The organism is Microbispora sp. H11081 (assembly GCF_012999535.1).
Classification (GTDB): Bacteria; Actinomycetota; Actinomycetes; order Streptosporangiales; family Streptosporangiaceae; genus Microbispora.
In genome coordinates, this window is the sequence record NZ_JABBWV010000005.1 from 298,452 (window position 1) to 320,661 (window position 22,210).

Genomic DNA, 22,210 nt, shown 5'->3' on the forward strand with positions numbered 1-22,210 from the left:
ATGCCACGCGGGCGGCTGCGGATCTACCTCGGCGCGGCACCGGGGGTCGGCAAGACGTACGCGATGCTCTGCGAGGGGCACCGCCGCGGGGAACGCGGCACGGACGTCGTGGTCGGCCTGGTGGAGACCCACGGCCGTGTGCGCACCGAGCGGCTGCTGGAAGGGCTGGAAATCGTGCCCCGCAGGACGCTGACGTACCGCGGGGTGGTCTTCACCGAGCTGGACGTCGAGGCGGTCATCGCCCGGCGGCCCCAGGTCGCCCTGGTCGACGAGCTGGCGCACACCAACGTGCCCGGTTCGCGCAACGCCAAGCGCTGGCAGGACGTCGTCGAGCTCCTCGACGCCGGCATCGACGTGATCTCCACCGTGAACATCCAGCACCTGGAGTCGGTCAACGACGTCGTCCAGCACATCACCGGCGTCCCGCAGCGCGAGACCGTGCCCGACGAGGTCGTACGGCGGGCCGACCAGGTCGAGCTGGTCGACATGACCCCCGAGGCGCTGCGGCGGCGGCTCGCGCACGGCAACGTGTACCTGCCGGAGAAGGTGGACGCCGCGCTCGCCAACTACTTCCGCGTCGGCAACCTCACCGCGCTGCGCGAGCTGGCCCTGCTGTGGCTCGCCGACGAGGTGGACGAGCAGCTCGACCGCTACCGCGCCGAGCACGGCATCGCCGACACGTGGGAGGCGCGCGAGCGGGTCGTCGTCGCGCTGACCGGGGGCCCCGAGGGCGACACCCTCGTCCGGCGGGCCGCCCGCATCGCCGCCCGCACCAAGGGCGCTGACCTGCTCGCCGTCCACGTCATCCGCGCGGACGGGCTGGACGGGGGCGATCCCGCGCTGCTGGCGCGCCAGCGCGCCCTCGTGGAGAGCATGGGCGGCACCTACCACCAGGTGGTGGGCGACGACGTGCCGCGGGCGCTGCTGGAGTTCGCCCGCGGCGTCAACGCCACCCAGCTCGTGCTCGGCGCCTCCAGGCGCGGCCGGTTCGCCCAGGTCTTCAGCAGGGGGGTGGGCGTAGAGACGACCGCGATGTCCGGCTCGATCGACGTCCACATGATCACGCACGAGCACGCCAAGAAGGGGCGGGAGAGCCCGCAGCGGTCGCGGGCGGCGCTCACCCGCAGGCGCAGGCTGGCGGGGTGGGCCGCCGCCCTCACCGGGTTGCCGCTGCTCGCCGTCGTCCTGCTGCCCTTCCGGGGCACGCTGGCGCTGCCGAGCTTCATCCTGCTGTTCCTGACCAGCGTCGTGGGCGTGGCGCTGATCGGCGGCATGTGGCCGGCGATCACGGCGGCGGTCGCCGCCTCCCTGCTGCTCAACTTCTTCTTCACCCCGCCGACGCACACCCTGACGATCGCCAACCCGGAGAACCTCTTCGCCCTGGTCGTCTTCGTGTTCGTCGCGGCGGCGGTCAGCATGATCGTGGATGTCGCGGCCCGCCGTACGAGGGAGGCGGCCCGCGCCGGGGCGGACGCGGAGATCCTGTCCGCGCTGGCCGGGCACGTGCTGCGCGGCGAGGCCGCCGTGCTCTCCCTGCTCGCGCGTACGCGGGAGACGTTCGGCCTGGCCTCGGTCACGCTGCTGGAACGGCGCCGCGAGGCGGGGCAGGGACCTGACGACCGGTCCGACCCGGCGTCCTGGCGGATCATCGCCACGTCGGGAGGAGAGCCGTGCATCTGCCCGGACGCCGCCGACGCCGACGTGGACGTCGACAGCGGCGACCTCGTGCTCGCCGCGCGCGGCCGGCTGCTCGACGCATCCGAGCGCCGGGTGATCGAGGCGTTCGCCGCGCAGGTGGCCGTCGCGCTGCGGCAGGAACGGCTGGAGGAGGAGGCAGGGCAGGTCGGGTCGCTCGCCGAGGCCGACAGGATGCGCACCGCGCTGCTCGCCGCGGTCAGCCACGACCTGCGCACCCCACTGGCCGCCGCGAAGGCCGCCGTGGAGAGCCTGCGCGCCACCGACGTCGAGTGGTCCGCCATGGACCGCGCCGAACTGCTGGAGACCGCGGACGAGTCGCTGGCCAAGCTCGACCGCCTGGTGGCGAACCTGCTCGACATGAGCCGCCTGCAGGCGGGGGTGCTGGGCGTGGCCGCGCAGCCGGTCGCCGTCGAGGAGATCGTGCCCCGGGCGCTCGACGACCTCGGGCCGCTCGCGGGCGAGGTGAGGATCGACATCCCGCACGACCTCCCCGAGGTCGTCGCCGACCCGGCGCTGCTCGAACGCGTGCTCGCCAACGTCGTCGCCAACGCCGTCCGCTACACCCCCGCGGGGGAGAGCGTGCTCGTCACCGCCAGCAGGTACGGCGAGCGGGCCGAGATCCGGATAATCGACCGTGGGCCCGGCGTGCCCCCCGACGCCTACGACCGGATCTTCCTGCCGTTCCAGCGTCAAGGGGACAGGGACAACCACACCGGGGTCGGGCTTGGCCTGGCCCTGGCACGCGGGCTGACCGAGGCGATGGGAGGAGAGCTGACACCCGACGAGACCCCAGGGGGAGGGCTGACCATGGTCGTCACCCTGCCCGTCGCCGTGCACACCGACGAGACGCCCGGGCTTCCGCTGGAGCTGGGCGGTGGAGCGCCATGAGCCGGATCCTCGTCGTCGACGACGAGCCGCAGATCCTGCGCGCCTTGCGGATCAACCTCGCCGCGCGCGGATACGAGGTCGCCGTCGCGGTCGACGGCGGCTCGGCGCTGCGCGAGGCCGCGGACCGGCGCCCCGACCTGATCGTGCTGGACCTCGGGCTGCCCGACATGGACGGAGTCGACGTCATCCACGGAGTGCGCGGGTGGAGCACCGTGCCGATCATCGTGCTGTCCGGGCGCACCGGCAACCAGGACAAGATCGACGCGCTGGACGCCGGGGCGGACGACTACGTCACCAAGCCCTTCGGGGTGGACGAACTGCTGGCCCGCGTGCGGGCGGTCACCCGGCGCACCGGTTCCAGGGAGAGCGAGCCCGCCCGCGTGCGGATCGGGGACCACGAGGTCGACCTGGCGGGCAAGACCGTCTCAGGCGACGTACGGCTGACCCCGACCGAGTGGCGCATCCTCGAACTGCTCGTCCGCAACCCCGGCAAGCTGATCGGCCAGCGGCAGTTGCTGAGCGAGGTATGGGGCGTGCGGTACGTCAAGGAGACGCACTACCTGCGCCAGTACATGGCCCAGCTCAGGCGCAAGCTGGAGAAGGACCCCGCCCATCCCGTCCACCTGATCACCGAGCCGGGCATGGGCTACCGCTTCGTCCCCTGACGCGCCGTCGCGGGAGCGCGGGAATGTCGGTCGCGTGCGGAAGAATCGCTTGCATCATGACCCCCACCACCGCGCCGATCGAGGTGCCCACCCGTTCCCTGCCGGTCGAGCTGGTCGACGGTCCCGGGGGCAGGCTCTACCTGCTCCCCTTCGCGCCGCTCACCGCGGACGACTGCGAGGCCCTGTCGGCGCTCCTCGCAGCCCGGGCCGCCGCCGTACGGCGAAACGAATCCGCCGCTGCCCAGCCGGAGACGTTCGCGGGCTGACGACGCCGGCCGCGTCGCGCGCGGCACCCTGCCGAGGCGGGAGCAACGGCTCAGGAATCGGAGTAGACCAGGCCGGCCTCGTAGGCGACGATCGCGGCCTGGACGCGGTTGTCCAGGCCGAGCCGCAGCAGGATCGCGCTGACGTGGGACTTGACGGTGCCCTCGGAGAGGAAGAGCTCGCGGCCGACGTCCTGGTTGGACATTCCGCGGCCGACGAGGGCGAGCACCTCGCGCTCCCGCGGGGTCAGGGTCTCGACCTGCCTGCGCGCGGTGGCCGCCCTGGCGAGCCGGCCGCCACTCAGCCGCGTGATGACCTTGTGCGCGATCCTCGGCGACAGGTACGCCGCGCCACCGGCGACCGCCCGCACCCCGATGATCAGCTCGCGCGGGTCGGCGGCCTTGAGCAGGAACCCGGCGGCTCCCTCGGCGAGGGCCCGGGAGACGTACTCGTCCTCGTCGAACGTGGTCAGCATGATGATCGCGACCTCGGGAGCGGCGGCGCGCAGCTCGGCCACGGCCGCCAGGCCGTCGAGCCGGGGCATGCGGATGTCGAGAAGCACGACGTGTGGCCGGTGCGCGAGCACCAGTTCGATCGCCTCGTGCCCGTCGGCGGCCTCGGCCACCACCGTGATCTCCGGATCGGTGGTGAGGATCGACCTCACACCCACCCTGATCATGGCCTCGTCGTCGGCCAGCACCACGCGGATCACCGGCGCACCTCGATCTTCCCTCGCCCTTCGCCGCCACCCCGGCCGGGGCCTTCCTCGGGGCTTTTCTCGTGGCCGGCTTCCTCAGGGCCGGCTTCCTCGGGGCGGCTCGGGAAGCGGGCCGTGACGGCGAACCCGTCGTCCTGCGGCCCGGCGCGCAGCGTGCCGCCGAGCAGACGCGCCCGCTCGCGCAGACCCGCCAGACCGCTTCCGCCGCCCGCCGGCCCGGCCACGGCCCCGGCCACGGGGTTGCGGACCGTGACCACGACCGCCTCCGCGCTCCGCTCGATGTGGACGAGCACATCGGCGCCGGGCGCGTGCCGGGCGGCGTTGGTCAACGACTCCTGCACCACCCGGTGCACGGCCCTGTCCACCAGCGGCGGCAGGCTGCCGCGCGCTCCGTCGTACCGGAGATCCACCGCCATCCCGGCGCCGCGCGCCCGGTCCACCAGCGCCTCGACGGTCTCGTCCGGCGGCTCGGTGGGGACCCGGCCCGCGTCGTCCGTGGCGGGGGCGCGCAGCACCCCGACGGTACGGCGGAGCCGGTCGGTCGCGGTGACCGCGGACTCCCGCAGCCGAGCGGCCGCCTCCCGGTTCCGCCCGATCATGTCGGCGGCCAGTTCGAGCGCTCCGGCGCGCAGCGCGATCAGCGCGAGTTCGTGGCCGAGCGAGTCGTGCATGTCGGCGGCGATGCGGGCGCGCTCGCGGAGCCTGGCGCGTTCCGCGATCAACTCCTGTTCGCGTTCGAGCCTGGTGACCCGTTCCAGGCCCGCCCGCACCAGCTCCGCCTGCTGCCGCCGGAAGCGACCGGCCAGCCACGGGAGCACCACGAAGATCCCGAGGGCCATCAGCGCGGTCGCGCCGACCCAGAAGTCCGGTACGACGAAGACGGCCCCGGGGATCGCGGCGACGACCAGCACGAGCCAGTCACGCCGTTCTGGCAGGTGACGTCCGTGGAGATAGGCGGCGAGGGCCAGCATGGCGAACAGCGACTGCCGCCAGGCCGGGACGTGGTCGAGGTGCAGCCCGTTGACGACGCCGGCCACGGCGATCGCCGCCAGGATCGTACGGTTCCTCACCGCGACGACACTACCGATCTCAGCTTGAGCAGCCGGAGCAGCCGGAGCACGGCGGTGACCGCACCCGAGACGGCCGCGACGGCGAACGCGATCGTCAGAGGCGCGGCGAAGTAGGTGAGCTGCGCCCAGGTGACGGTGCGGCCGTTCATGAGGAACGAGATCAGCGTCGGATACAGCGCGAGCAGCGCGACCGGCAACAGCACCGGGATCACGCGCAGCCCGATCCGCAGGGCGGGACTCCCGGCGCGCCGGCCCGCCCAGCGGCGCGACCGCAGCGCGCCCAGCACGCCCAGCCCCGCCGCGGCCAGCGTGACCAGGCCGAGGACCAGTTCTGTCCACTGCCGGCCGCCGCCCGGCATCTCGGGAGTCCTGCCCTGGCTCATCGCCACGAGCCCGGTGAGCACGTCGTAGGTGTCGTCGTAGAGGCCGGCGCTGTTGGTCATGACGGCGAAGCCGTATCCCGTGTCAGGAGCGATCGCCTCCACGGCCGTGTACGTGAACAGGTTGCCGGCGTGCGTGAGCAGTTCGGCGCCGTTCACCGTCTCCCGGCCCCAGCCCATCCCGTAGTCACTCACGCCCGACGAGGTGTGCATGGTCGTCAGGCTCTCCGGCCGCACGATCTGCCTGCCCCGGCCGTTCTGGCTGATCAGCCACCTGCCCATGTCGGCCGCGTTGGTGACGACGCCGCCGGAGCCGCCGCCGAAGTCGCGCGGTTCCTGCCGTGGCACCCACGCGTCGAACACCGAGTTGTATCCCCTGGACGGCGTGACCACCCGGTCGCCGACGGCACTGCCGGTCATCCCGAGAGGCCCGAAGACGCGACGCTTCAGGTATTCGCCGAAGCTCATGCCGCCGGCGACCTCGACCAGCCGGGCGGCCACCTCGTAGTTGACGTTGCAGTACGCCCAGCGCGTGCCGGGGTCCGCGGCCAGGGTGCCGGTGCCCAGCGCGGCCACGTACCCGGAGAGGGTCGTCGCGGACTCCGCCGCGCGGAGGTCGACCGTTCCGTCGGAGATGCCCGACGTCTGGTTCAGCAGGTGCCGCACCGTGATGGCGCGGGCTCGCGGGTCGGCCATGCGAAACTCGGGCAGCCGCCGGGCGACGGGCTCGTCCAGCGTGATCCTGCCGTCGTCGACCAGCGTCATGACGGCCATGGCGGTGAACGACTTGCTGACCGAGGCGACGCGCATGGGGGTCTCCGCCGTGATCGGGCGGCCCGCCGAGTCGTGACCGTACCCGGCCGCGTGCACGATCCTGCCGTTGTGGGTGACGACGACGGACATCCCCGGCAGGGCCGTGGATTCCAAGGAGTCAGCGAGATAGGCGTCGATGGCCGCCGCGGACGGCTCCGCCACCGTGCGGGCCACGGCGGCGGAGGCGGGAGGGGACACGACCAGGGGGAGGACGGCCAGGCATGCTCCCGCTGCCAGGCCGGCGAGTTTCCGTTTCATGCGAGAAGACGCTAGGAACCGGGAGCCGGGAAAAGATCCGGCGATCCGCCACGATCACCCCCTACGAAAGTAGTGCCCCTTCGCGTCGCTCACCCTCAGCCGCGCGGCAGTGGCGAGCGTCACATCGGACGTATGTCACGTATGGGCTCGCCGATTCCATCCAGTGGTCGTCAGCGGCCGATCGAGGAGGCGGAAGCGATGAGCGCACGGAAAGAAGACGGCGCGGCGGCACACCGGGTGGTGATCCTTGGCGCGGGGTACGCGGGCCTGTCGGCGGCGATTCAGCTCGCGTCGCGGGTCAGGCGGAGGGACGACGTGCGGGTGACCCTGGTGAACGCGCGGGAGCGGTTCACCGAGCGGCTGCGGCTGCACGTGGCGGCGACCGGGCAGCGGCTCGACGAGCTGAGCATCCCGGATCTGCTGGAGGGCACGGGCGCGCACTTCGAGCGGGGCCGGGTGACGGAACTGGACGCGGACGCGAAGACCGTGCGCATCGACGGCACCCGCGTCCTGACCTACGACACCCTGGTGTACGCACTGGGCGGCGTGGCCGACACCACGGCGGTGCCGGGCGCCGGGGAGCACGCGTACGCCCTGGACGGCGCCAGGGACGCCGAGGCGCTGGCCGGCCGGCTGTCGCGCCTGGGCGGCGGCACGGTGGTGGTCGCCGGCACCGGGCTGACCGGCGTCGAGTCGGCCGCGGAGATCGCCGAGCGCCACCCGGAGCTGAACGTCGTGCTGCTGGGCCGCACCGAGCCCGGCGCGGCCATGAACCCCAAGGCCAAGGCGTATCTGCACGCCGCGCTGGAGCGCCTGGGCGTGACCGTGCGCAGCGGGGCCGAGGTGGTGAAGGTGCTGCCCGGCAGTGTCGAACTGGCCTGCACTGTCGAGCTGGCCGGAGGGGGGAGTGTGGCGGCCGACGTGGTCCTGTGGGCGAGCGGCACGCGGGTGCCGCCGCTGCCGGCCGACGCCGGGCTGACCGTCGACGCACGCGGCCGCATCGTGACCGACGCCGCGCTGCGCTCGGTCTCCCACCCCGACGTGTACGCCGTGGGCGACGCGGCGGCGATCCGCCAGGGGTACGGTGTCATGCACGGCACCTGCCAGGGCGGCATGCCGACCGGTGTGCACGCCGCGGTGTCGATCGTCCGGACGCTGAAGGGCAGGCGGCCCAGGCCGTTCCGCTTCGGCTACTATCACACGCCGGTCAGCCTGGGCAGGCACGACGCGGTCGTGCAGTTCACCCACCCCGACGACAGCCCCCGGCGGCTGCACCTGACCGGCCGCCTCGCGGTCCGATACAAGGAGACCGTGACCGCCTCCCCCTGGCCCACGTGGGGCCGCATGAAGAAGATGCCCGCCTCGGGCGCGTTCTGGCCTCGCGGGGGCCGTTTCACCCGGGAGGCGCGGTGACCGAGACCTCCGACCCCGGCCAGCAGGTGTTCGTCCGGCATCGGAACCTGCTGTTCTCGGTGGCCTACCGCATCCTCGGCACCGCGGCCGACGCCGAGGACGCGGTCCAGGACGCCTGGATCAGCTGGTCGGCGGCCGACCGCTCGCGGGTGGCCGACCCGAAGGCGTACCTGACGCGGATCGTGTCGAACGTTGCGCTGGAACGGCTGCGCTCCACGCGGCGCAAGCGTGAGGCCTATGTGGGGCCGTGGCTTCCGGAGCCCGTCCTGACCAGCGGAGACGCCGCCGAGGCCGTCGTGGACGCCGAGTCGGTGTCGATGGCGATGCTCGTGGTGCTGGAGACGCTCAGCCCGATCGAGCGGGCGGTGTTCGTGCTGCGGGAGGTCTTCGGCTTCAGCCACGCGGAGATCGCGGAGGCGGTCGGCCGTACGGAGGCCGCGGTGCGGCAGGCCGCGCACCGCGCCCGGGAGCACGTGCGGGCGCGGCGGCCGCGCTTCGCCGCCGACCGTTCGCGGCAGCGCGCGGTCACCGAGCGCTTCTTCGCCGCCGCGACCGGCGGTGACGTCAACGCGCTGATGGAGTTGCTCTCTCCCGACGTCACCCTGTGGACGGACGGCGGCGGCAAGGTCCGCCAGGCCATGCGCCCGGTCGTGGGCGCGGCGACGGTGGCCGCCTGGTTCGCGGCCATCGGCGACGTCGCTTACCAGGGCGTCGAGCCCGCCGACATGGACGCACAGCTCGCCGAGATCAACGGCGGTCCCGGCATCGTCTTCCGCGGTCAGGGCCGTGTGATCGCCACGGTCACCTTCGACTTCGACGCCGGCGGCCGGATCACCACCATTCACAACGTCGCCAACCCGGACAAACTCCAGGCGATCGCCGACGGCACCGCCCGGAGCCTCCGCACGCGGTGAGCCCGGTCAGCGTACGCAGCAGGTGGAGCAGGGGTCGGCGTCGGGCAGCGTCACCCACAGGCAGCACGTGCGGCGGCGGTATCCGTCGCCGTCGGGCTCCAGCAGTCCCGCCACCGGCGGCCCGATCTCGGCGAGCAGCCGGGCGACGTCGTCGTACGACCCGAGGGTGAGCAGCGGATGGGCGAACGCCTCCGCGGTGGACCCCCACAGGGTGCGCTCGCCCACCTTGGTCGCGGCACTGAGGGCTCTGATGATCGGATGCTGGCCTTCCAGCAGCGCTTCCCTGATGGCAGTCGTGAGGTCGGGGACGACGACGGTGCCCTCGGTCCCGGCCAGCGGGTCGCCGGGCAGCACGGCCACGGTCACCCGGGACGCCGCCACCGTCACCCCGGCCGCGGACGGCTTGAGCATCGTGTCGGCCAGGCGCATCAGCGGCACCCGGCGGCCGAGACCCCAGCCCAGGGCCATCGGCATCGTGTGCCAGTAGCCGTACGTCTTCCACAGCAGCGCCGCCGCCACGTGACGCGGCGCGCTCCAGCGGGCCGCCGTCTCGTCCACCAGCGCGAGCAGACCCTCGTACGGCTCCCGCACGAGGGACGAGGCGGGGATCCACCCGGGGGAGTCGTCGGCGATCAGCCGGGGCGGGACCCCCAGCACGCCGTCCCGCTCCGCCGCGAGGCCTTCCAGATGGTCGGAAAGGGCGTCGAGCAGCACACGCACTCCTTGTGTCAGCGGTCGTCTCTGGTGAGGAAGCACAGCCGGGCACGCTTGTCCGGCAGGTCGATCTCGGGCCCGAGGGTGAAGCCGGTACGCACCAAGCGGGCGATCATCTTGTCGTTGCGGGCGTCCGGCTCGGCCACGATCCGGGTGCGGCCCGGGTCGGAGAACACGTACGCGACGAGCACGGACAGCAGGGCGCCGGTGAAGCCGCGCTCGCCCTCCCCCGCCGCAGGCCCGACGAGCAGGTGGATCCCGAAGTCGCCCGGCTGGACGTCGTAGCACTCCCCGACCTGGTCGGCCCCCGGCTCGTACGTCTGGAAGAGCGCCACAGGACGGTCGTCGCGGTGGACGAGATAGGCGTGGTGGGTGGTGAGGCCGTCGAGATAGCCGTAGATCTCCAGCACTCGCTCGCGGCTCGCGCCGAGCATGCCCCAGAACCGGGCACGCTCCTCGGTGACCCAGGAGTGGATCAGGCCGGCGTCGGCCTGCGGGTCCACGGGGACGACGCGGACGGCGCCGAAGCCCTCGACGACCTGCTCCCAGACGGCTTCGCGCCGCGCGGGAGCCGTCGGGCGCGCGTCAGTGGTCATGTCGCTCCTCGATGAGCCGGTCCCAGTCCGTGACCACCGGCGCCAGTTCGCCGCGCAGCCACAGCGGGTGCTGGTCGCGCCGATGGGGGTCGCCGGGCACGCCGCTCGCGCCGAACGGGACGATCCACAGGCTGCCGTCGCGCCGGGCGAGGTCCCACACGTAGCGCGCGGCGGGGCCGCGGGCGCAGTTGTGGGTGACGCCGGGCACGCTCGACGTGGACAGCACGCAGTTGTGGTCGCCGGAAAGACCCGACGCCACCTCTTCCGATGCGTCTTCCTGGAGCGGGGGGTGCGGCAGCGCCCGCCATGGGGCGAGCCGGTGCAGGTCGCCCCACCGGACGCCGGTCGTCTCGCCGCGCGCGGCCACGTCCTCGATCGCCGCCCTGGCCAGGTCCGCGAGTGCCGCCCGGTCCAGGCCGGGCAGGCGGCCGGTCGTCAGCAGGCCCTCCAGCGCGTACGCGACGCGGGGGGCGAGCGCGAGCCACGGCCGGAACACCTCGGGGGCCCGCGCGTCCAGTCCCGCGAGGGCGGCCAGGGCGGGATGGGCCGTCAGGCGCCGCACCACCTCCGCCCGGACGGCGGCGTAGTCCGCCGCGCCGGTGCTGCCGGCGTCCATGCGCCGGTCCCAGCCGAGCAGCCGGTCCCGCAGGCATCCGGCCTCGGCGCCGAGCCCGTCCAGCCCGGCGAGCAGGTCGAGGAGGGCGCCCGCGTCCGGCAGCAGGGTGTCGGTGTGGACGGCGGCCATGTCCCCCGCCGACCAGCGCGGCGACCCGTCGAGCAGGTGGCCGATCCGGGCGGCGCGGTGCGGCGCGGCGAACTCGACGCCGAGCGGCGCGGCGAGCCCTCGCTCGTTGGCCATGACCGTGACGCCGGAGACGGCGCGGCGCGGCGTCGGCGCGTACCGGCCGCTCCACTCGTGCCCGGCCTCCCAGGCGGGCACGATCCGCAGGCCGTTGTCCGGGTGGCGCACCGGCACGACACCGGCGACGCGGTGCAGCAGGCCGCCGCCGGTGTCCGCGGCGAGCACGACGTTGACCGGCTCCGCCCAGCGGTCGAGCGCCCGGTCGACGTCGGCCACGGTCCTCGCGCGCAGCAGCGCCGGCAGCGCGGCGAACCCCAGGTCGTGGCGCACCCGTGGCGGATATCGCAGGCTCACCGCCGCTCCGCCGGGGGCTTCTGGCCCGCCGGCGACGACCGGGCCGCGCTCGGTCTCGACGACCTCGGTCTCGACCGGGTCCTCCCCCGCGACCTCGACGACCTCGACGTGGGCGGCGCACGGACGCCAGCCGTCCGGGCCGAGCGCCTCGACGCGGCCGTCCACCCGCCGGAGCCGTTCGCGGTAGAGGTCCTGGTAGTCGGCCATGGCGTTGGTGATCGCCCAGGCGACCGAGCCCGCGTGCCCGAAGTGGGCGATGCCGGGCACGCCGGGCACGGCCAGCCCGACCACGTCGAACTCGGGACAGGCCAGGCGGATCTGCTGGTAGAAGCCGGGGTCCTCGATGAACCTGTGCGGGTCGCCCGCGATCAGGGCCGAGCCGGTGGCGGTGCGGTCGCCGGGGACGAGCCAGCCGTTGCTGCCCGAGGTGCCAGGCCCGTCGGCCGCGAACAGCGCGACCGCCTCGGGGCCCAGATGTTCTGTCACCGCGTCGCGCCACAGCTTCGCCGGGACGTGCGCGAACAGGATGTGGTGGGACAGCCAGATCGCCATCGGCGTCCACGGCTCCCAGCGGCCCGGCGCGATCCCGGCCTCGCCCGGCGCCGCCCCGCCGAACTCGGCGGTGCGGCGCGCCCCCTCGGGGAGCCCCGCGTTGACGCCGTCCACGTAGGCGCGCACCCACGCCGCCGTGTCGTCGTCCAGCGCGCGCAGGCAGCGTTGCGCGGTGTCCGCGAGGCGGACCTGGCGGGCGAAGCGGTCCCAGGGCACGGCCTCCGGCCCGAGGACCTCCGCCGACGTGCCGGTCGCCCTGCGCCGCTCCACCTCGATCTGCCAGGCCCGGTCGAGGGCCGTGACGCGCCCCTGGGCGAAGGCCAGCTCGTACGGGTCGTCCGCACGCAGGTGGGGGATGCCCCAAGCGTCCCGGTAGAGCCTGCTCATGACGCCGCCCTCGCCGCCGGGGCGCCCGAGCGGTGGCGGGCGGCGGGGACGACCAGGGGAGTGCCGGTCTCCGGGTCGTCGATGACCCGGCAGGGCAGCCCGAAGACCTCCTCGACCAGGCCCGCGGTCATGACCTGTCCCGGTTCGCCCGCGGCCACGACCCTGCCCTCGCGCATCGCGATGAGATGGGTGGCGTAGCGGGCGGCGTGGTTGAGGTCGTGGAGCACCGCCACGAGCGTGCGGCCGCGTTCCTCGTGCAACCGCGCGCACAGGTCGAGGACCTCGATCTGGTGGGCGATGTCCAGGTAGGTCGTCGGCTCGTCCAGGAGCAGCAGCGGCGTCTCCTGGGCCAGCGCCATCGCGATCCACACGCGCTGGCGCTGCCCTCCCGACAGCTCGTCGACCAGACGCCCGGCCAGGTCGGCGACCCCGGTGGCCTCCATCGACTCGCGCACCACCCGCTCGTCGCCGGCCGACCACTGGCGCAGCAGCCGCTGGTGGGGATAGCGCCCGCGGCCGACGAGTTCGGCGACCGTGATGCCGTCGGGCGCGACGGACGTCTGGGGGAGCAGGCCGAGGGTCCTCGCGACCTTCCTGGCGGGCAGCGAGGTGATGTCACGCCCGTCGAGCAGCACCGTCCCCGCGGCGGGCTTGAGGGTGCGCGCCAGCGCCCGCAGCAGGGTGGACTTGCCGCAGGCGTTGGGCCCGATGATCACCGTGAACGACCGGTCGGGGATGGCGACGTCGAGGCCCTCGGCGACGACCCTCCTGTCGTAGGAGAGGGTCAGCCCGTCGCCGCGCAGGCGCGGCCCGTCCTCGTGGGTGCCCGCCATGCCGTTCTTGTCCACGATGGTCCTGTCCACGATGGTCCTGTCCACGATGGTCTCGGTCATATCCGTCCCGCCTTCCGCTGGGCGGCGAGCAGCCAGACGAGGTAGCCGCCGCCGAGCACTCCCGTCACCACTCCGACCGGCAGTTGGTGGCCGGCGAACAGCCGCTGCGCGGCCAGGTCGGCGCCGGTCAGCAGCGCGGCGCCCGTGCACGTCGCGGCGAGCAGGTTCGGCCCTGGCGCCCCGGTCATCCGCCTGGCCAGATGCGGGGCGGTGAGCGCGACGAACGACACGGGCCCGGCGGCGGCCGCCGCCAGGGACGTGAGCAGCACGGCCGACCCCACGAGGACCAGGCGCATGCCCTGGACCCGTACGCCGAGGCCGCGCGCCAGGTCGTCGCCCATCTCGGTCATCGCCAGGGGGCGGGCGCAGCCGAGCAGCACCACCGGCGCGAGCACCGCGGTCGCGACGAGCAGCGGGAGGACGTCCTCCCAGCCGCGCCCGTCCAGGCTGCCGGTGAGCCACAGCATGGCCCGTGCCGCCTCCATCAGCCTTCCCCTGGTCAGCAGATACCCGTTGACGCCGGTGAGGATGGCGGTGACGCCGATGCCCACCAGCACGAGCCGGTGCCCGTGCAGGCCGCCGCGCCAGGCGAGGGCGTAGATGACGATCCCGGTGACGACGCCGCCGAGCACCGCGCCGCCCGCGAGCGCCGCGCTGCTGCCCCCCGTGACGACCACGAGGAGCGCGCCCGTCGCCGAGCCCTGGGTGAAGCCGAGCAGGTCGGGGCTGCCCAGCGGGTTGCGTACGAGCGACTGGAAGACCGCGCCCGCCAGCGCGAGCGCCGCGCCCACGAGCAGCGCGGTGACGACGCGGGGCAGCCGCAGTTCGTGCACGATGAAGTCCTCGGCGGGGGCGCCGCCGCCCAGCACGGTGCGTACGACGTCGGAAGGGCTCATCGGGTAGTCGCCGCCGCCGATGGCGAGCACGCCGAACGCGGTCGCGAGCAGCAGGCAGCCGGCTCCCACGGCGACCGCTCTGGGCCGCAGGGCCACCCCGGCGACGACGCGCCCCGGGGCGATCGGCTGTGGCGCACTCACGCGCGCACCTTCCTTCGCACGAAGTAGAGGAACAGCGGGCCGCCCAGCACCGCCGTGACGATGCCCGCCTGCAGTTCGCCCGGCCGGGCCACCAGCCGGCCGAGCACGTCGGCGCCGAGCAGCAGCACGGGCGCGAGCAGCGCGCAGCAGGGGAGCATCCAGCGCTGGTCGGGGCCGGTCAGCGCCCTGACGAGGTGCGGCACCATGAGCCCGACGAAGACGATCGGCCCGCAGGCGGCGGTGGCCGCCCCGCACAGCAGCGTCACCGTCACGATGGCGCCCACGCGGACCCGGGCGGGGTGCGCGCCGAGCGAGCGCGCCGAGTCGTCGCCGAGCGCGAGCGCGTTGAGCGGCCTGGCCAGGGCCAGGGCCAGCAGCAGCCCCGCCGCGATGAACGGCGCCATCATGGCCGCGGTCGCCCCCTGCGCGCTCGCGAGGGAGCCGACGGTCCAGAAGCGCATGGTCTCCAGCGCGGCGGAGTCGAGCAGCATCGTCCCGTTCACGTACGAGTAGAGCGCGGCGTTGATGGCGGCTCCCGCCAGCGCGAGCCGCGCCGGGGTGGCCGCGCGCCCGCCGCCCACCGCGTACACCAGCACGGACACGGCCGCCGCGCCGGCCAGGGCGAACCAGACGCGGCCCTGGAACGACGCCACGCCCAGCAGCCCGGCGGCGGTGGCGACCGCGGCGGAGGCGCCCGCGTTGATCCCCAGCAGCCCGGGGTCGGCCAGCGGGTTGCGGGTCAGCGCCTGCATGACGCCGCCCGCGACCCCAAGCGCGGCTCCGGCGAGCAGCCCGAGGAGGGTGCGCGGCAGCCGCATCTCGTGGACGACCGTGTAGGCGGCCGAGTCGGCGTCCACGAGTCCGTGCCAGACCTCCACGACGGAGAGTTGCCGCGCGCCGAGCCCGAGGCTGAGCACGAGGACGGCGGCCAGCGCGATCGCCGAGCCCAGCAGCGCCGCTGCGCGCCGGCCGTTTTCCGCGCGTTTTTCCGGCGCCCTCGTAGCCCCGCTGATCTGCGAGGACTCTGTGACGACCACGAACTGCTCCGGTGGGGGGCGGGGGACGAATTTCATCGGCCCTCTGGACAAGAACTTAGGTAAGGGTAACCTAACTATCGATCAGCCCCAAGGCCCAGTGCTCATCTGTGCCGCATGAGAGAAAGACGAACCGTGCGAAACCTGAACTCCCCCCTGACCCGCCGCGGCCTTCTCGCGACGGGCGGAGCCGCCGTCCTCGCGCTGGCGCTCGCCGCCTGCGGGTCGACCGACCCGGCGCCCGCCACCGAGGGGCAGACCGCGAAGTCGTGGTCCTTCACCGACGACAGGAGGGAGTCGGTCACGGCCGCGGCCGTCCCGTCGCGGATCGTGGCGTTCACCGGCACGGCGGCGGCGCTCGCCGACTACGGGGTGCAGGACAAGATCGTCGGCGTCTTCGGCGAGACCAAGCGCGCCGACGGCTCGCCGGAACCGCAGGCCGGCGACCTCGACGTCGACAAGGTGACGATCCTCGGCAACGTCTGGGGCGAGTTCAACATCGAGAAGTACGCCGGGCTGCGGCCCGAGCTTCTCGTCACGCACATGTACGACCCCGGCGCCCTGTGGTACGTCCCGGACGAGAGCAAGGACAAGATCGTCAAGCTCGCCCCGACCGTGACCGTGAGCGTGGCCCGCGTCCCGATGACCCAGCCGATCGAGCGGTACGCCGCCCTCGCCGAGTCGCTCGGGGCGGACATGAAGGCCCCGAAGGTCGCCGACGCCAAGGCCCGGTTCGAGGCCGCCGCGGAGAGCGTGCGCAAGGCGGTCGCCGAGAACCCCGGGATCAAGGTCCTGGCGGCGTCGGGCAGCCCCGACGTGCTCTACGTCTCCAACCCCGAGGTCAACACCGACCTCATGTACTTCACCCAGCTCGGGGTCGAGGTCGTCAAGCCGGAGAAGCCCGGTGACGGCGGCTACTACGAGAACCTGAGCTGGGAGAACGCCGACAAGTACGACGCAGACCTGATCCTGCTCGACAACCGCAGCACGGCGCTGCAGCCCAAGGACCTGACGTCCAAGCCGGCCTGGGCGAAGCTGCCCGCGGTCGAGGCCGGCCAGATCATCGGCTGGGACCCGGTGCCGCGCTTCTCGTACGCCGGAGCGGCCCCGATCCTGGAGAACCTGGCGACGGCGATCAAGAACGCCAAGAAGCTCGGCTGACCGCGCATCGGAGAAATCATCCGGGGACACGTGTCCACTCCAGTCAGTTAGGTTCGGCTAACCTAACCTCTAGCGGTAAGGATGACAATGACCTATCCCCATGCCGGGGCCGCGCGGTCGTACCTCTTCAACGACCGCACGGTGGACGGCTACCGGCGGGCGATGGCCGCCGGTGCGGAGCGGGTGGCGGAGCGGATCCGGCACGCTGACCGGCCCTTCAGCGGCGTGTCCCCGGAACGGCTGGCGCCGGAGATCGCCGCGATCGACCTCGAACGGCCTCTGCGCGACCCCGCCGCCGCCCTCGACGAGGTCGAACGGGTCTACCTGCGCGACGCCGTCTACTTCCACCACCCCCGCTATCTCGCGCACCTCAACTGCCCGGTGGTGATCCCCGCGCTGCTGGGCGAGGCGGTCCTGTCGGCGGTGAACTCCTCGCTCGACACGTGGGACCAGAGCGCGGGCGGCACGCTCATCGAGCGCCGCCTCGTCGAGTGGACGGCCAGCCGGATCGGCTTCGGCTCCGCCGCCGACGGCGTCTTCACCAGCGGCGGCACCCAGTCGAACCTCCACGCCCTGCTGCTCGCCCGCGAGGAGGCCCGTACGGGCGCCTCGCTGGCGCGGCTGCGCGTGATCACCTCCGCGGCCGGGCACTTCAGCGTGCGCAAGGCGGCGAACCTGCTCGGCCTCGGCCCCGACGCCGTCGTGACCGTGGAGACCGACGCGGAACGGCGGATGCGCCCGGCCGCGCTCGCCCGCGAACTCGACCGCTGCCGCCGCGCCGGGCTGGTGGTCATGGCCGTCGTGGCCACCGCGGGCACCACCGACTTCGGCTCCATCGACCCCCTGCCGGAGATCGCCGCCCTGTGCCGGTCCGCCGGGGTGTGGCTGCACGTGGACGCGGCGTACGGCTGCGGGCTGCTCGTCTCCCGCAGACGGCGGCACCTGCTCGACGGGATCGAGCGGGCCGACTCCGTCACCGTCGACTTCCACAAGTCCTTCTTCCAGCCGGTCAGCTCCAGCGCGGTGCTGGTGCGCGACGGCGCGGTCCTGCGGCACGCGGCCCACCACGCCGACTACCTCAACCCCCTGCGGATGGCCGAGCGGGGCATCCCCAACCAGGTGGACAAGAGCCTGCAGACCACCCGCCGCTTCGACGCGCTCAAGCTCTGGCTGACGCTGCGGGTGATGGGCCCCGACGCGGTCGGCGAGCTGTTCGACGAGGTCGTCGACCGCGCGGCCGAGGCGCACGCCCTGATCTCGGCCGACCCGCGTTTCGAGATCGTCACGCGGTCGCCGCTGAGCACGCTGGTCTTCCGTTATCTGCCGCCGGAGGGCCCCGGCCGCAAGCTCGCCGACGACGCCAACCTGTACGCCCGCGAGGCCCTCGCCGCCTCCGGCGCTGCCGTCGTCGCGGGCACCAGGGTCGACGGCCGCCACTATCTGAAGCTCACCCTGCTGAACCCCGAAACCACGCTGGACGACATCGAGCACGTCCTCGACCTCCTCGCGGGGCACGCCCGGCGCTACGTGGACGAGCTCGCCCCGCCCGCCGACCATCCGGGAGCAACGCATGTCCACGCATGACTTCGTCGCGATCGGGCTGGGGCCGTTCAACCTGGGCCTGGCCTGCCTGACCGAGCCGATCGCCGATCTCGACGGCGTGTTCCTGGAGGCGAGGCCCGGCTTCGCCTGGCACCCCGGGATGATGCTCGACTCCGTGACGCTGCAGACGCCGTTCATCGCAGACCTCGTCACCCTGGCCGACCCGACCTCGCCCTACTCCTTCCTGAACTACCTGAAGGAGACCGGCAGGCTCTACCCCTTCTACATCCGCGAGAGCTTCTACCAGCTGCGCGCCGAGTACGACGCGTACTGCCGGTGGGCCGCGGGGCGGCTGGGAAGCGTCCGCTTCGGCCACCGGGTGACCTCGGTGACGTACGACGAGGCCGACGGGCACTACGTGGTGCGCGCGACCGGGGAGAACGGCGAGGAGACCGAGCACCGGGCCCCGCACCTCGTGCTCGGCACCGGCACCCCGCCGTACGTGCCGGAGGCCTGCCGGGGCCTCGGCGGCGACCTCGTCCACAACGGCGGCTACCTGGACGCGAAGGCCGCGCTGCAGGCCAAGGAGAGCATCACGGTCGTCGGCAGCGGGCAGAGCGCGGCGGAGATCTACCGAGACCTGCTGGCCGACATCGACACCCGCGGCTACCGGCTCAACTGGGTGACCAGGTCGCCGCGGTTCTTCCCGCTGGAATACACCAAGCTGACCCTGGAGATGACCTCCCCCGAATACGTGGACTACTTCCACGCGCTGCCGGAGGACACCCGCTACCGCCTGGAAGCCGAGCAGAAGTGCCTCTACAAGGGCATCGACGCGGAGCTGATCAACGAGATCTTCGACCTGCTGTACGCCAAGACCGTGGAAGGGCCCATCCCCACCCGGCTGCTGACCTGCACCGAGCTGCGCGAGGCGGCCTATGACGAGGGCCGGGGCGAGTACACGCTCGGGCTGCGCCACGTGGAGCAGGAGCGCGACTTCGCGCTCGTCACCCAGGGCCTCGTGCTGGCCACCGGCTACCGCTACACGCCCCCGGACTTCCTCGAACCCGTGCGCGACCGGATCCGGTGGGACCGGCACGGCCGGTTCGACGTGGCGAGGAACTACAGCATCGACGTCACCGGCCGGGGAATCTTCCTGCAGAACGGCGCCGCCCACGCCCACAGCGTCACCTCCCCCGACCTCGGCATGGGCCCGTACCGCAACTCGTGGATCATCAGCCAGATCCTGGGCCGCGAGCACTACCCCATCGAGAAGGCCATCGCCTTCCAGGAGTTCGGCGCGCCCGAGGGCGTGGTCGCATGAGTGACATCCTGTTCCGCCGGACCGACGAGCGGGTCGGCGAGCTCGCCGTACGCCGCCTCGACCCGGAGGCGGACGCCGCGACCGTGCACGCCTGGGTGACCCATCCCAGGGCGGTGTTCTGGATGATGCTCGACGCCGATGTGGCCGACGTGGAGAAGGAGTATCGCGAGATCGTCGGACACCCGCACCGCGACGCGTTCCTCGGGCTCGTGAACGGGAGCCCGGCGTTCCTGGCCGAGCGCTACGACCCCGCCAGGGTCGAGCTCGCGGGGCTCTACGAGGCCGAGGACGGCGACGTCGGCATGCACTTCCTGTGCGCGCCCGCCGCCACCCCGGTGCACGGCTTCTCCACGGCCGTGATCACGACGGTCATGGCGTTCCTGTTCGCCGATCCCGCGACCCGCCGGGTCGTGGTCGAGCCCGACGTGCGCAACACGGCGGTCCACGCGCTCAACGCGGCCGTCGGTTTCGAGGTCGCCGGCACGGTGGCCAAGCCGGAGAAGGACGCCCTGCTGAGCGTCTGCACCCGGGAGCGGTTCATGGCGGCGACCGGGGAGGCGACGGCGTGAACCCGATCGAGGCGGTCTCCCACCTCACGCCTGAGCTGTGGGAGCGGGCCAACCGGCGGCTGGTGCGCAAGGCGCTCGCCGAGTTCGCCCACGAGCGGCTGCTCACCCCGCGCCCGCTCGGCGACGGCCGGTTCGCCGTGCGCGAGGGCGCGGTGGAGTATCGCTTCACCGCGACCGTCATGTCCCTCGACCACTGGCACATCGGCGAGATCACCCGCCACCGCGACCCGGGCGAGACCCTGCCGCTCGACGCGCTGGAGTTCGTCACCGAGATGCGCGGCCCGCTCGGGCTGACCGACGAGATCCTGCCGGTCTACCTGGAGGAGATCAGCTCGACGCTGGCGAGCCTCGCGTACAAGCTGAGCCGCGGGCCGGTCGGCGCGGCCGAGCTGGCCAAGGCCGGCTTCCAGGAGATCGAGGCCGCCATGACCGAGGGCCATCCGTGCTTCGTGGCCAACAGCGGCAGGATCGGCTACGGGATCGACGACCACCACGGGTACGCCCCCGAGACCGCCGCGCCCGTACGGCTGATCTGGCTGGCCGCCCACCGCGACCACACCACGTTCACCTGCTCGCGCGACATCGACTACGAACGGCTGACGCGCGCGGAACTCGGCGACGAGGTCCTGGCCCGTTTCGCTGGCACGCTCACCGGTCTCGGGCTCGACCCGGCCGACTACCTGCTCGTGCCGGTGCACCCCTGGCAGTGGTGGAACAGGATCTCGGTGACGTTCGCGGCGGAGGTCGCGCAGCGGCGGCTGGTCTGCCTGGGCCCGGGCGACGACGAGTACCTCGCCCAGCAGTCCGTCCGCACGTTCTTCAACGCGAGCGCGCCGGCGAAGCACTACGTCAAGACGGCCCTGTCGGTGCTGAACATGGGCTTCATGCGCGGCCTGTCCGCGGCCTACATGGAGGGCACACCGGCGATCAACGACTGGCTCGCCGGCCTGATCAGGGACGACGAGGTCCTCCGCGCGACCCGCCTGACGATCATCCGGGAGCGGGCCGCCGTCGGCTACCGCAACCGCCTGTACGAGTCGGCCACCGACCGCTACTCGCCGTACCGGAAGATGCTGGCGGCGCTGTGGCGGGAGAGCCCGGTCGCGGGCCTCGAACCCGGCCGGCGCCTGGCCACCATGGCCTCCCTGCTCCACGTCGACGAGGAGGGGCGGTCGTTCGCGGCGGCGCTGATCGAGCAGTCGGGCCTCGGCCCGCGGGAGTGGCTGCGGCGCTACCTCGACGCCTACCTCGTCCCGCTGCTGCACGCTTTCTACGCGTACGACCTGGCGTTCATGCCGCACGGCGAGAACGTCATCCTGGTCCTGGACGGCGGCGCGGTCGAACGAGTGATCTTCAAGGACATCGCCGAGGAGATCGTGGTGATGGACCCGGACGCGGACCTGCCGCCCGAGGTCGCCAGGATCCGCGCCGAGGTGCCAGAGGACCACCGGCTGCTGTCGATCTTCACCGACGTGTTCGACTGCTTCCTGCGCTTCCTCAACGCCGCACTGGTCACGGGCGGGGTGCTGGACGAGGACGCCTTCTGGCGGACCGTCGCCGCGTCCGCGACGGCCTACCAGCGGTCCGTTCCCCATCTGGCGGAGCGGTTCCGGCGCTACGACCTGTTCGCCGGGACCTTCGCCCTGTCGTGCCTCAACCGCCTGCAACTGCGGAACAACCGGCAGATGCTGGATCTCGCGGACCCGTCGGCCGCGCTGCAGATGGCCGGAGACCTGGTCAACCCCATCGCCGGGTTCGCACCGCGGGCGAGCGCTACGCCGGGGCGTACGTGAGGCAGTCGGCCTCGTCCAGGGAGCGGCCGATCTCGATGCTGGGCGCCTGACATTCGAGCTGCGTGTTGTGCTGGCAGTCGGAGATCTTGCAGGCGCCCACCCGGCCGGTCGTGGACGGGTCGCCTCCCGGCGTGGTCGCGGTGAAGAACGTGTCGCAGTGGGCGTGGGACACGTCTCCGACGGTGATCGCGGTGGCGTGACACATGTGGTCGCGGTTGTACGCGCACGAGGTGGCCTCGCACCGGTTGACGACGGGCATTTCCATGAGCGGCTGTCCTCCCTGACGGGTCGTGGCTTTCGTCCTGGCTCATACCGCCGGGGACCAGGCAGGCAATCTCCGCCGTGGTCCCGGACTCGGCCAAGGCACGCCA

Annotated in this window: 20 protein-coding genes; 10 read left to right on the forward strand and 10 right to left on the reverse strand. The window is 73.0% G+C overall.

Annotation, left to right across the window (positions count from 1 at the left end):
- From HHX31_RS16280 to HHX31_RS16290, 3 genes are read left to right on the forward strand one after another with little or no spacing between them, the layout of a single operon-like run.
- Positions 1 to 2,586, forward strand: coding sequence for a DUF4118 domain-containing protein (locus tag HHX31_RS16280; RefSeq protein ID WP_169949112.1), 2,586 nt, complete (start codon positions 1 to 3; stop codon positions 2,584 to 2,586).
- Positions 2,583 to 3,251, forward strand: coding sequence for a response regulator (locus HHX31_RS16285; RefSeq protein WP_169949113.1), 669 nt, complete (start codon positions 2,583 to 2,585; stop codon positions 3,249 to 3,251). Before HHX31_RS16280 ends, HHX31_RS16285 begins: the two co-directional genes overlap by 4 nt.
- Positions 3,252 to 3,307: 56 nt before the next feature.
- A complete protein-coding gene (locus HHX31_RS16290; protein WP_169949114.1) occupies positions 3,308 to 3,517 on the forward strand; it encodes a hypothetical protein in 210 nt (69 codons plus the stop codon).
- A gap of 50 nt (positions 3,518 to 3,567) precedes the next feature.
- Here HHX31_RS16290 and HHX31_RS16295 read toward each other — a convergent pair whose 3' ends face one another.
- The 3 genes from HHX31_RS16295 to HHX31_RS16305 are packed head-to-tail and all read right to left on the reverse strand — an operon-like array spanning position 3,568 to position 6,754.
- Complete coding sequence (locus tag HHX31_RS16295) at positions 3,568 to 4,227, reverse strand: response regulator transcription factor (protein ID WP_169949115.1); 660 nt, start codon at positions 4,225 to 4,227, stop codon at positions 3,568 to 3,570.
- Positions 4,224 to 5,303: a histidine kinase gene (locus HHX31_RS16300; RefSeq protein WP_311931823.1), complete on the reverse strand. Its 1,080-nt coding sequence runs from the start codon at positions 5,301 to 5,303 to the stop codon at positions 4,224 to 4,226. The genes HHX31_RS16295 and HHX31_RS16300 overlap by 4 nt, the downstream gene beginning before the upstream one ends.
- Positions 5,300 to 6,754 carry a serine hydrolase gene (locus HHX31_RS16305; protein WP_169949116.1) on the reverse strand — a complete coding sequence of 485 codons (1,455 nt, stop codon included), beginning with the start codon at positions 6,752 to 6,754 and terminating at the stop codon, positions 5,300 to 5,302. Before HHX31_RS16305 ends, HHX31_RS16300 begins: the two co-directional genes overlap by 4 nt.
- Before the next feature lie 198 nt (positions 6,755 to 6,952).
- On the opposite strand from HHX31_RS16305, the gene HHX31_RS16310 reads away from it, so the two are divergent.
- Positions 6,953 to 8,167, forward strand: coding sequence for an NAD(P)/FAD-dependent oxidoreductase (locus HHX31_RS16310; protein ID WP_169949117.1), 1,215 nt, complete (start codon positions 6,953 to 6,955; stop codon positions 8,165 to 8,167).
- Positions 8,164 to 9,081 carry an RNA polymerase sigma-70 factor gene (locus tag HHX31_RS16315; protein WP_169949118.1) on the forward strand — a complete coding sequence of 306 codons (918 nt, stop codon included), beginning with the start codon at positions 8,164 to 8,166 and terminating at the stop codon, positions 9,079 to 9,081. The genes HHX31_RS16310 and HHX31_RS16315 overlap by 4 nt, the downstream gene beginning before the upstream one ends.
- Before the next feature lie 6 nt (positions 9,082 to 9,087).
- Here HHX31_RS16315 and HHX31_RS16320 read toward each other — a convergent pair whose 3' ends face one another.
- From HHX31_RS16320 to HHX31_RS16345, 6 genes are read right to left on the reverse strand one after another with little or no spacing between them, the layout of a single operon-like run.
- Positions 9,088 to 9,795 (reverse strand): (2Fe-2S)-binding protein, encoded by a 708-nt coding sequence (locus tag HHX31_RS16320; protein WP_169949119.1) that lies wholly within the window; start codon positions 9,793 to 9,795, stop codon positions 9,088 to 9,090.
- Between the two features lie 14 nt (positions 9,796 to 9,809).
- Positions 9,810 to 10,391 (reverse strand): GNAT family N-acetyltransferase, encoded by a 582-nt coding sequence (locus HHX31_RS16325; protein WP_169949120.1) that lies wholly within the window; start codon positions 10,389 to 10,391, stop codon positions 9,810 to 9,812.
- Positions 10,381 to 12,486, reverse strand: coding sequence for a penicillin acylase family protein (locus HHX31_RS16330; RefSeq protein WP_169949121.1), 2,106 nt, complete (start codon positions 12,484 to 12,486; stop codon positions 10,381 to 10,383). The genes HHX31_RS16325 and HHX31_RS16330 overlap by 11 nt, the downstream gene beginning before the upstream one ends.
- A complete protein-coding gene (locus HHX31_RS16335; RefSeq protein WP_169949283.1) occupies positions 12,483 to 13,319 on the reverse strand; it encodes an ABC transporter ATP-binding protein in 837 nt (278 codons plus the stop codon). Before HHX31_RS16335 ends, HHX31_RS16330 begins: the two co-directional genes overlap by 4 nt.
- A 56-nt stretch (positions 13,320 to 13,375) precedes the next feature.
- A complete protein-coding gene (locus HHX31_RS16340) occupies positions 13,376 to 14,416 on the reverse strand; it encodes an iron chelate uptake ABC transporter family permease subunit (protein ID WP_311931824.1) in 1,041 nt (346 codons plus the stop codon).
- Positions 14,413 to 15,453 carry an iron chelate uptake ABC transporter family permease subunit gene (locus HHX31_RS16345; RefSeq protein ID WP_311931825.1) on the reverse strand — a complete coding sequence of 347 codons (1,041 nt, stop codon included), beginning with the start codon at positions 15,451 to 15,453 and terminating at the stop codon, positions 14,413 to 14,415. The genes HHX31_RS16340 and HHX31_RS16345 overlap by 4 nt, the downstream gene beginning before the upstream one ends.
- A 132-nt stretch (positions 15,454 to 15,585) precedes the next feature.
- Here HHX31_RS16345 and HHX31_RS16350 point away from each other — a divergent pair, with 132 nt between their 5' ends.
- The 5 genes from HHX31_RS16350 to HHX31_RS16370 all read left to right on the forward strand — a co-directional run bounded on the left by HHX31_RS16350 (position 15,586) and on the right by HHX31_RS16370 (position 21,839).
- Positions 15,586 to 16,611: an ABC transporter substrate-binding protein gene (locus HHX31_RS16350; RefSeq protein WP_311931826.1), complete on the forward strand. Its 1,026-nt coding sequence runs from the start codon at positions 15,586 to 15,588 to the stop codon at positions 16,609 to 16,611.
- Positions 16,612 to 16,698: 87 nt separating this feature from the next.
- The gene (locus HHX31_RS16355) at positions 16,699 to 18,195 is read left to right on the forward strand and encodes an aspartate aminotransferase family protein (protein ID WP_169949124.1); all 1,497 of its coding nucleotides are present in this window, start codon (positions 16,699 to 16,701) and stop codon (positions 18,193 to 18,195) included.
- Complete coding sequence (locus HHX31_RS16360; RefSeq protein ID WP_169949125.1) at positions 18,182 to 19,477, forward strand: lysine N(6)-hydroxylase/L-ornithine N(5)-oxygenase family protein; 1,296 nt, start codon at positions 18,182 to 18,184, stop codon at positions 19,475 to 19,477. Before HHX31_RS16355 ends, HHX31_RS16360 begins: the two co-directional genes overlap by 14 nt.
- Positions 19,474 to 20,046: a GNAT family N-acetyltransferase gene (locus HHX31_RS16365; RefSeq protein WP_169949126.1), complete on the forward strand. Its 573-nt coding sequence runs from the start codon at positions 19,474 to 19,476 to the stop codon at positions 20,044 to 20,046. Before HHX31_RS16360 ends, HHX31_RS16365 begins: the two co-directional genes overlap by 4 nt.
- Positions 20,043 to 21,839, forward strand: coding sequence for an IucA/IucC family siderophore biosynthesis protein (locus HHX31_RS16370; RefSeq protein WP_169949127.1), 1,797 nt, complete (start codon positions 20,043 to 20,045; stop codon positions 21,837 to 21,839). The genes HHX31_RS16365 and HHX31_RS16370 overlap by 4 nt, the downstream gene beginning before the upstream one ends.
- On the opposite strand, the gene HHX31_RS16375 is transcribed toward HHX31_RS16370, so the two are convergent.
- Complete coding sequence (locus HHX31_RS16375; protein ID WP_169949128.1) at positions 21,820 to 22,104, reverse strand: DUF1540 domain-containing protein; 285 nt, start codon at positions 22,102 to 22,104, stop codon at positions 21,820 to 21,822. The two genes, HHX31_RS16370 and HHX31_RS16375, sit on opposite strands and share 20 nt — an antisense overlap.
- Between the last annotated feature and the right edge of the window lie 106 nt (positions 22,105 to 22,210).